The organism is Brevibacillus laterosporus (assembly GCF_030489605.1).
Lineage (GTDB): Bacteria > Bacillota > Bacilli > Brevibacillales > Brevibacillaceae > Brevibacillus_B > Brevibacillus_B laterosporus_E.
Genome location: NZ_JAUKFY010000043.1, coordinates 1 through 8,494 on the forward strand (window position 1 = coordinate 1; position 8,494 = coordinate 8,494).

General features: G+C 36.6%; 10 protein-coding genes and 1 pseudogene. 5 read left to right on the top strand and 6 right to left on the bottom strand.

The window, feature by feature from the left end; genetic code table 11:
* Window positions 1-285: 285 nt before the first annotated feature.
* On the bottom strand, window positions 286-1,701 hold the full coding sequence (locus QZ995_RS23235; protein ID WP_301812274.1) for a glycosyltransferase family 2 protein: 1,416 nt from the start codon (window positions 1,699-1,701) through the stop codon (window positions 286-288).
* Between the two features lie 312 nt (window positions 1,702-2,013).
* A pseudogene (locus QZ995_RS23240) lies at window positions 2,014-2,640 on the bottom strand (recombinase family protein).
* 678 nt (window positions 2,641-3,318) lie between these two features.
* On the opposite strand from QZ995_RS23240, the gene QZ995_RS23245 reads away from it, so the two are divergent.
* Entirely contained in the window at window positions 3,319-3,513 is a 195-nt protein-coding gene (locus tag QZ995_RS23245) for a hypothetical protein (RefSeq protein WP_301812275.1), read from the top strand.
* A gap of 58 nt (window positions 3,514-3,571) precedes the next feature.
* A complete protein-coding gene (locus QZ995_RS23250) occupies window positions 3,572-4,027 on the top strand; it encodes a hypothetical protein (protein ID WP_301812276.1) in 456 nt (151 codons plus the stop codon).
* A gap of 453 nt (window positions 4,028-4,480) precedes the next feature.
* Here QZ995_RS23250 and QZ995_RS23255 read toward each other — a convergent pair whose 3' ends face one another.
* From QZ995_RS23255 to QZ995_RS23270, 4 genes are read right to left on the bottom strand one after another with little or no spacing between them, the layout of a single operon-like run.
* Entirely contained in the window at window positions 4,481-4,798 is a 318-nt protein-coding gene (locus tag QZ995_RS23255; RefSeq protein ID WP_301812277.1) for a DUF4367 domain-containing protein, read from the bottom strand.
* Between the two features lie 36 nt (window positions 4,799-4,834).
* Window positions 4,835-5,419 carry a hypothetical protein gene (locus tag QZ995_RS23260; protein WP_301812278.1) on the bottom strand — a complete coding sequence of 195 codons (585 nt, stop codon included), beginning with the start codon at window positions 5,417-5,419 and terminating at the stop codon, window positions 4,835-4,837.
* Window positions 5,376-5,741 (bottom strand): RNA polymerase sigma factor, encoded by a 366-nt coding sequence (locus tag QZ995_RS23265; protein ID WP_301812285.1) that lies wholly within the window; start codon window positions 5,739-5,741, stop codon window positions 5,376-5,378. The genes QZ995_RS23260 and QZ995_RS23265 overlap by 44 nt, the downstream gene beginning before the upstream one ends.
* A 9-nt stretch (window positions 5,742-5,750) precedes the next feature.
* Window positions 5,751-5,969, bottom strand: coding sequence for an RNA polymerase sigma factor (locus QZ995_RS23270; RefSeq protein WP_301812279.1), 219 nt, complete (start codon window positions 5,967-5,969; stop codon window positions 5,751-5,753).
* Between the two features lie 277 nt (window positions 5,970-6,246).
* Between QZ995_RS23270 and QZ995_RS23275 the strand changes: the two genes are divergently transcribed.
* The 3 genes from QZ995_RS23275 (at window position 6,247) to QZ995_RS23285 (ending at window position 8,301) form a co-directional block, all read left to right on the top strand.
* Window positions 6,247-6,369 carry a hypothetical protein gene (locus QZ995_RS23275; protein ID WP_301812280.1) on the top strand — a complete coding sequence of 41 codons (123 nt, stop codon included), beginning with the start codon at window positions 6,247-6,249 and terminating at the stop codon, window positions 6,367-6,369.
* Between the two features lie 63 nt (window positions 6,370-6,432).
* The gene (locus tag QZ995_RS23280) at window positions 6,433-6,600 is read left to right on the top strand and encodes a hypothetical protein (protein WP_301812281.1); all 168 of its coding nucleotides are present in this window, start codon (window positions 6,433-6,435) and stop codon (window positions 6,598-6,600) included.
* A 1,029-nt stretch (window positions 6,601-7,629) separates the two neighbouring features.
* A complete protein-coding gene (locus QZ995_RS23285) occupies window positions 7,630-8,301 on the top strand; it encodes a CPBP family intramembrane glutamic endopeptidase (RefSeq protein WP_301812283.1) in 672 nt (223 codons plus the stop codon).
* Window positions 8,302-8,494: the final 193 nt, after the last annotated feature.

Consider the following 8,494-nt stretch of genomic DNA (forward strand, 5'->3'; position numbering starts at 1 on the left):
CTACAAAAAGAATAGCGTTTTTTTCGTTTTATGGATACAATTTCGTTTTTTTTGATGAGCTGAACCATTTCCTATGAGAACTATCAATCGTCTGACAAAAAATCTCATGTTTCACCCACACGATGGTCGCTGGCTTCGTACATGGTCAGTCGCTCACCTTCTATATCGTCCCAAGTTAACGCTAGTGCTTCCCCAATTCGAATACCAGTTCGAGCTATAAGAGTAAATAAGGCGTAATTTCAGGGGGCAACCGGTGGTTATGACTAAAATACGGAATGAATGGTTTCAATCCCTTTTTAGGAAAGTGAAAAATGTAAAAGACTTTGAAATCCTAGGGTTTTGTCTATGATTTACAGATGTTTTATTGTGCTCCGTTTTCACCCATGTATGTTGTTGTTTCCACTTAATGAGTCCCACGATTTGGGCATACATAAACGTGTATGCATAGTAAAAAATCGAGAAGCTCATCCGAACGAATTGGTATTTTCGAGTTGTATCTACCTTCACCGCGTAGTACATACATACCAGAAATTGATAAGTGAATAGTATCACAGAAAGAATAGTAGATCCAAAAATCGCTGTTGCCAATTGCTTTCCAAGATCCGGTATGTCTTGATAGCTTTTCGTAACAAGGATGTACATAGTAACAACGAAAATGCCAGTTAAAGTAATGGTCATTTGCACCGCGCGCGTCATACCAAACAAATAGAATAACTGGTCAATAATTTTGATCTTGCCTTTTTCAGTAATCAGTTTTTTCATCATTGGCTTACAGTTAGTGAAAGCAACATACCAGTGACCTTGTGACCATCGTGTACGCTGTTTTATGCTTACTTTAAAATCATCTGGCTTCTCATCATATACACGGACGAAGTGATTCCATAATACACGTCCATTTTCTTTGACAATTTCTATTTCCAACTCTAAATCTTCTGTTAGAGAATGAAAACGGAAGCCGCCATGTTTCATTAGATAGCTCAATTTAACGATAAATCCAGTTCCGCCTATAGCGTTTGGCAGTCCCGCACGATACTTTGCAAATTGGAAGAAACGATTTGTCAGATAGTAGCTCATCGCGTATCCAAGGGATAAGTTTGTCGTAGAATTCTTAGAATCTAAATAAATCTGAATGGCTTCCGGTTCATTTTTTGCAATGTATTGAGAGTTCAACTCCTGTAACACGTTCGAATCAACGTGGTTATCCGCATCCAAGACCATTAAGCAGTCATACCTTTTTGTTAATTCATCAAAACCTAGATAACGAAGTGCATATTGCAGGCCAGCAGGCTTACCAACCCCTTCACGCGGGAATAATCGTTCGCTTGTGTTAATGTATTTAATTCCCTTCTCTAAACAAATGTCTCCTGTTCTATCGATACTATTATCGTTCACTACATAAATATCATACAAATCCTCACGGTATCGGATTTGTTTCAAATTATCGATAGTTGAACCAATTACCATCTCCTCATTATGCGCCGCCACCAAGATTAAAAATCTCGTCTTGTCTTCAACTATTTCATAATCTCGCTTGGCTTTTCCAAACCCAAAGAAGGATAATATCACATAGTATATGCTGTTGATGTTAACAAATAATATCAATAAGAAAAATAAACTCAGTAAAATCGTTACTACTTTGCCGCCTATTAACGCCACTTCACTGCCTCCCGTTTGTTGATTCTCATGAAAAAAATCGTACATTCATTCGGGTTCATCCCCAAAAGTCTGTAGGTGAAAACTTCCAACTAATTTGTAGAGGATAATAATGGAAAACACTTGTAAACCAAGTAAGCTGAAAAGCGTCAACCCATCAGTAAACGAGGTTATACAAGTGCACTCCACAGTTTTCTTCTGTCTACTACTTTATTTTTTGATCGAGGTTCTTTTTAGGACTCTGCAAAACTCTTAGTCTAATACCTATTTTTCAATAGCTGCCGAACAATGCGGCGAGAAACCGTGTAACATCAAGGCAGTCAGTCTACAACCTTATTTTCTTTGAACACCAATATCTTTCTATGTAACAACACTTGTCAATTCATATTCTTTTATTACCTTATAGAATGTATTTTTCTTCAATCCTAACTCGTTCATAAAATATACGGCTGTTATTTCTCCCTTTTTCCATCTGATATAAAGTTCATCTATCTTTTGTTGTTGTTCCTTCGTCAGAACAATCTTTGGTCTACCTAAGTGTTTCCCTTCGATTTGGCTGCTGTTATGCCCTCTAATTGACGTTGTTTAATTTTTGTACGTTCTTCTTCTGCTAGCCAACTAAACAGCTGGAGTATAATATCAGTTATTAGTTTGACCAACACCTCCCAATTCTTTATATTTCCTCGTATCTAAAATGGGCATATCAACTACAACAACATCAATTTTATTTTCAACCTCCATTGCCATTCTTTCAGAATCTCCTGTTTATTGCGTCAGAACCGATCTATTTCTTTTATAAACACTGTGTCGCCTGCTTGTAGAACACGTTTAAGCAATTTATAGTCAGGACGTTCAAAAGCTTTTCCACTATTCTTTGTCCACGAATATGGATTCCGGTTTAATCCCGATATTTTCCATAACCTTTATTTGTCTATCTTCGTTTTGATCCTTCGCAGACACACGAACATAAGCGTATTCTCTTGCCAAATTAATCACCCTCCACTTCTCAAATTTACGCTCAATGCCCTATAAGGTCAATCATTATTATTTAAACGTTTAAATAATAAACCCAATATGTTTAAGGACACATTAATCTAGATTTATTGTATATGCTTTCGCTGTTCTTTAAGGTGTACCTTTTTAAACGTATAGATGTAAGGCGGTATCATAAAGTTTTTATAATATGATAGTAAAAGAGGCAAGGGAATCCACAAAGTTCTCGCCATCGATCAGATTTTTCTTTTTTGAATAAAAGTTTAATAATTGATCAAGATCTTGAGATTTCTCTAAAATTGCTAGTCCGTTCAATCCACGCTCCAACATCAAAATGTGTAATTTATATTCTCTCCAGTTTAATCTGCTCTCCTAACCAACGTCTTGTCTCACTTCCCCTCTTCTTATCTATTTATTTTGTAAGTAGCTTCTTAGTATCACGGGTACTTATTAGAATGAGAAAATACTTGATGTAGATTTGAAATAAAGTTGCACCCTTTTGCCCCTTTGGATAAGATTATTTAGGTAAATTGCATTTTAAAATATATGTAAACATTCACACTTGCTTTTTTTATGAATACAAATTCAATTACTAGAATTTGAAAAGTTCTAACAAAGGGGATTTTCCTATGACTAAGGATGTAGAAAAGTTCTTTCCAAGAAAACTTATTAATGTATCCGCATTTAAAAGGTATTAGAAATAAGTTATGGATGGAAGATGGAAAAAGCCGGGTATCTGTAATGATTGGGGCAGGATTTAGTTTAAATGCTAAGAAAATTGAAGCTAGTTTTTCAGGAATGGCTTTATGGAATGATTTAAAAAATAGATTGTTAAAAAATCTTAGCCATCATCAAAATATTCAATAGTTTAACACGGTTAAATATTAAAGTAGGGTATTCTCTGAAGGATATTTTAAAGTATCTATTGTCTAAAGATATTAAAAAGGTACAGGCAACAGCTAATGTTCTTTATGATTACCTGATATATATTGATAAAGCAGAAATTTTAGAGGATGGTATGAGGATAAAAAATGAGCTATTTAATATGATGTATTATGGTTCTACAGATATTTTTAAAGCAGCAGTTGATTCTTTAAGCTATACTATTAAAGATGCCCCTTCCGTTATAGATGAAATGGATTGTATGGCAATAAGTGAATTTGCAAATAGCTATTTACAGTCTATAAAAATACAAAAAGTCCAGATAGCGTCAATAAATGACTTTGAAACACTGTCAAGCTTTGTAAGATTAATTGCTTATATGTATAAGAATAAGTCTGATAGTATTAGGTGTAGTTTGAATGAATGGAAAGAATATATCCAAACGCATCGATTACCTGAAGTAAGAAAATATACAGATTTATTTATTTTCGAGGTTTAAGAGTGTTTATATTTTAATTTTAATCAAAATTTTTTATAAAACACAAAGAAAGCCGGTTACACCCTAACGTGTAAAAATCGACTTTCTTTGTGTCCATATCCTCTTATCGGGGTAGTGAAGGTACCTCCTGAATCGTATTCAAAGATATGATTCAGAAAGTGCCTTTCTTATTGATAGCACTTAATCGTTTACTACTCTCCGAGTACACGATTCCTTTCTTTTTTCTTTAATAGCTTGATCCCTCCGTCGCTTTTGAATCTGTTCTTCTGTCAGCCGATGCTTACCTTGCCTATTGGTACTACTAACTATTTTACATAGTCCCTAAAACCTTTCGTATCTTGCCACATTCGATTGAATTGTTCTTGAAATGCTATAGCTACTTCTGGATCATGCAATACCATCACTAATGATCATATTCAACAAACAGTTGAGTAAGTAAAACATCCCGAGCGATTATTCCAGGTACGATTCGGCTATCTTAACCAACTCTTCTTTGCTTATTGGATTGGTTGCCTCTATATGATATCGGATCGTTTGGGTCGTATTTGGAACGTTATAAATCCATTGAATATTTTTCCCCGTGCCAAAATCCGTGAAGATCAGTTCGACTCCTTTTACAACAAGCTTTTCCTGTTTCCAGTCCCATTCCTTATGAACGAGAATTGTCTCTTTTTCGCTCGTTCTGGACATCGTAACTTGGATGTCTTTTCCCTGGCTGGTGTACGTGTTGAGTATTGTCCAATGATCGTTCGACAGTTCTACTGGCATCATGGTCATACTCCTTCTTGGATTCCTCCGCCTGCTTCTTTAGCTTTCTCGCAATAGCTGCCTGTTCTTCCAGGTGAGAGGATTCACGCTAGTGATAGGTTCAAAGTCAACTCTTGCACGTTGGAATTTGTACTTGCCTTCCAAACTGTCGAAAATCTGGACGGATTGATCCTTCATTTTTGTGCGGAGTGCGGATACATCAGTAAAGGTCATTTCCTTGCTTCTGGTGTACGTTTTCATATCCGAAATGTCCGAGACGATATAAAAGATAGCGGCCGTACCTTCTTTCAATAACTGTTTGGCAAATCCGACGCTTTTTAGGGAGCGTACTTGTTCTTCCCGAGAAGGCGGAGTATAGTTTCCCTTTTCCATTGTTTTTTGCTCATAGACAACGTTACCCAGTTTGTTTGTCAATGTTTGATAGTTAACTGCGGCAAAAGCGGAAGAAACTGTCAAAAGCATTGCTGTCCCTACCAATAAACTCACTTTGTATTTCACAAAAAATCGCTCCTTTTGTTTTTGCTCGGCATACAGCTTCCCCATCACTTTTCCCGCCAAGTCTACTTCGGGAAGCCGTGGATTATGAAATAGTTTTCTCAAATCCTGATCCTTGTCCGATGTCATATGATCCCACTCCCTTTCCCAGTGCATAGTACTTACGGAATTTTGCTGCCGAGCGTTCGTATTTTTTTCGAAGAGTGGCGCTGCTTTTATTCAGAATGAGGCTGATTTCCTGATAACTCTTCTCTTCCACACACCGTAAAATCAACAGGTTCCGCTCTTCCGATGACAAATTCGACATGGCTGTATGCACAAATTCGTCGAAATAGTTGGCTTCGATTTGTTGATCAATGTGGTTGTTCTCTTTTTCATCCCGATAAAAGAAGGGCAGATATTTTTTCAGTTTGCGCTTGCGAATCACATCAATGCTTTGATGGTACGCAATTTTGTAGAGTCAGGCACCAAAGGGGATATCCCGGTTGTACTTCGCCAAATGGCGGTATGCTTTCAAGAAAACCTCTTGTCCGCAGTCCTCCGCTTCGGAATAATGACCAAGCATGTGATAACAGTAGAGAAAAATCGATTTTTGGTAGAGGCGCATGATCTTCTCGAATTTCTCCGTATCCCCCTGCAATACATCAGAAATGACCTGTTGTAAATCGGCGTCATCCAACCCTTCTCACCTCCTTTCAATCTAAACAACGAACCATCCACTTCAAAATGTGACGACAACAACAAAAAAATTTATCGAAGGATGGAACAACCCGAATTCCCGCGATTGATGCTGCTACTCCAAGATACAGGAAAGGAGCCATTTGCGAAGAGGCGGTGGACGCCAATACATATGTTTGGACGCTGAAACTGTGACAAGGCTGCGAAGTTCTACTTGAAGTTACTCGCAGGAAGCCTAGGTTTTTCTGTAGTGGTATGCTGATGGGGTGAATGCCTGCATGAGCGAGGCTAGGGGGGATGAGCCAATTGCTTTACTCGACAATGCCCCAAAAGAATGGACACATCTCGATTCGTCAGCCGTAAGAAAATTATATCGCAATCCGCCCATTTTCATCATCTGATGGTGCCGCGTTAGCGACATGGGCGTCTACAACTTATTTTTGTGAGGCAATTGATATTTAAGGATGAAAACCGCGTCAAATCAACAAGTCCAGTCTAAGACAATATTTTTCTTGGACAAATATACGAGAGCAGCAATGGATGACGTTCCTGCCATTGGACTTCGTTTAAGTCTGGCGGGCACTTCGATACCGACTGTGGGACGAGAGAAGCAAACGATTTGTGGGGTTTAGGAGTCTGAATGGATAAACAAATTGGCAGATCGTAGTTTCATGCGGTCTGCCTTATTTCATCGCCTGTTTCAGTAATACTCGCCCGATGGAGAACTCTGAACCTCTGTCAAGAAAGTAGACACCTTTATAAGGGAAATGAATGGTGCCATAATGCGCGTAGGTTGAAGAGTCATGCCGACAATCTCATGAAGCTCCTCGACCGTGAAATTTACCAAACAACCACTTTCCCTCCATCTAATAATTCATGATCGTCCACGTTCACCGACTTTCCCCCTCAATACAAGATTCATTAACTAGACTACGAAAAACGGCATGCACAACGATTACGGCGATAGAAAACACGCTGATTTATTATCTTTGTACACATGTAAATTAGACTCAGTATTCAACGATAGTGGGTCTTGACGATGAGAAGGTATTCCAGTAGCCTATTATAGCATCCCGTGTCATTTATAGGCGGGACGTGTTGACGGAGCTGATCTTTTGAATGATTCCCATGTGTTCTCTCAACCTCACTTTGTATCTTTATTGTCAAAAGCTGAATGAGAGTTTACACAAAATATTTTACAGTCCCTGATATTTTAGTGCAGATAATGCTCATTGTGTTGTGTAGGGCCATCCATTTGTAGACACTTTGCCTCTTAGCGTATATTTTCGTTAAAATGTTGGCGGGACCCCATGCCCATCAAGCTAATATTTTGAAGTGCCCCCAAAACGAAAATTTTATTATTTTACAGTTATTTATGAGAATTCAACTCATTTTCTTCGTTTTGGGGAGCTACCAATTTCTTAAGTTGATGGATGTGGGGCGGTATCCCTACTATTTTAATATTTACGTATCCGATTAGAACGAGGTAACTATTGAGCGAACTTATTTTTTTTTGAAGGGAAATGGAAATTTTATGTTAAAATGAATATACAGATTGTGGAATGTTGTATTTGAAATAATGAAAAAGTTTAGTAGAACAAGATTTTTAATAAATTTAATCAGCGGAAAATTTTAAACATATCAAATTTTAGGAGGGGCAAATGGAAACAAAATTAAGTGTAAAAAGTGAAAATAAAATTAGTGATATAAAACCAATTACATTGTATCTTTTCATATTTTACCTTGCTTGGACTTTTAAAGAATTATGGTTAGCAAAATATATTCATTTATTTGGCGATACTACTGCAGCTTTTTTGACTGCGTTAATTAAGATTTCCATTTGGATTGTTCCAGCTTGGTTATACATAAAATATTATTTAAAGACTAATCCAATTGGCTACCTAAAAATAAATATCAATGTGAAAAAAGGATTATTTTTTGGGGTAGTTCTTTCATTGCTACTTGGTTTATATTTTGCCTTTGAAACTTATATGCTTAATAATCAAACATTTGACTTCACTTTATCTTTCGACAACTATCTTAATGCTATTCTTTTAGTAGGAATTACAGAAGAGATTGTATTTAGAGGATTAATTCTGCAAGAGATTAGTAAAAGATTACCTTTTTGGAACGCCAATCTTATCACATCCTTCTTATTTTTAGCAATACACTATCCAATCTGGATTTATAACGGGGATTTTTTTAATTTATGGAGTCAAATATATGTTTTTCTTCTTGGATTAATTTTTGGGTTTGTGTTTAAAAAGACAGGCTCATTATGGTCGGTTGTTATATTGCATTCATTTCATAATTTTTTTGTTAGTATCACTTAAAACAAAAAATACATTATTTACTTTCCACAACTTAAGTGTGCATCTTGTTTAAAAATAAAATTAAACACACCGAAAACGCTTGGAGATTTCTCCAAGCGTTTTGATAGCATAGTTAAACCATTTATGTGGTTCAGCTCATCAAAAAAAACGAAATTGTATCCATAAAACGAAAAAAACGCTATTCTTTTTGTAA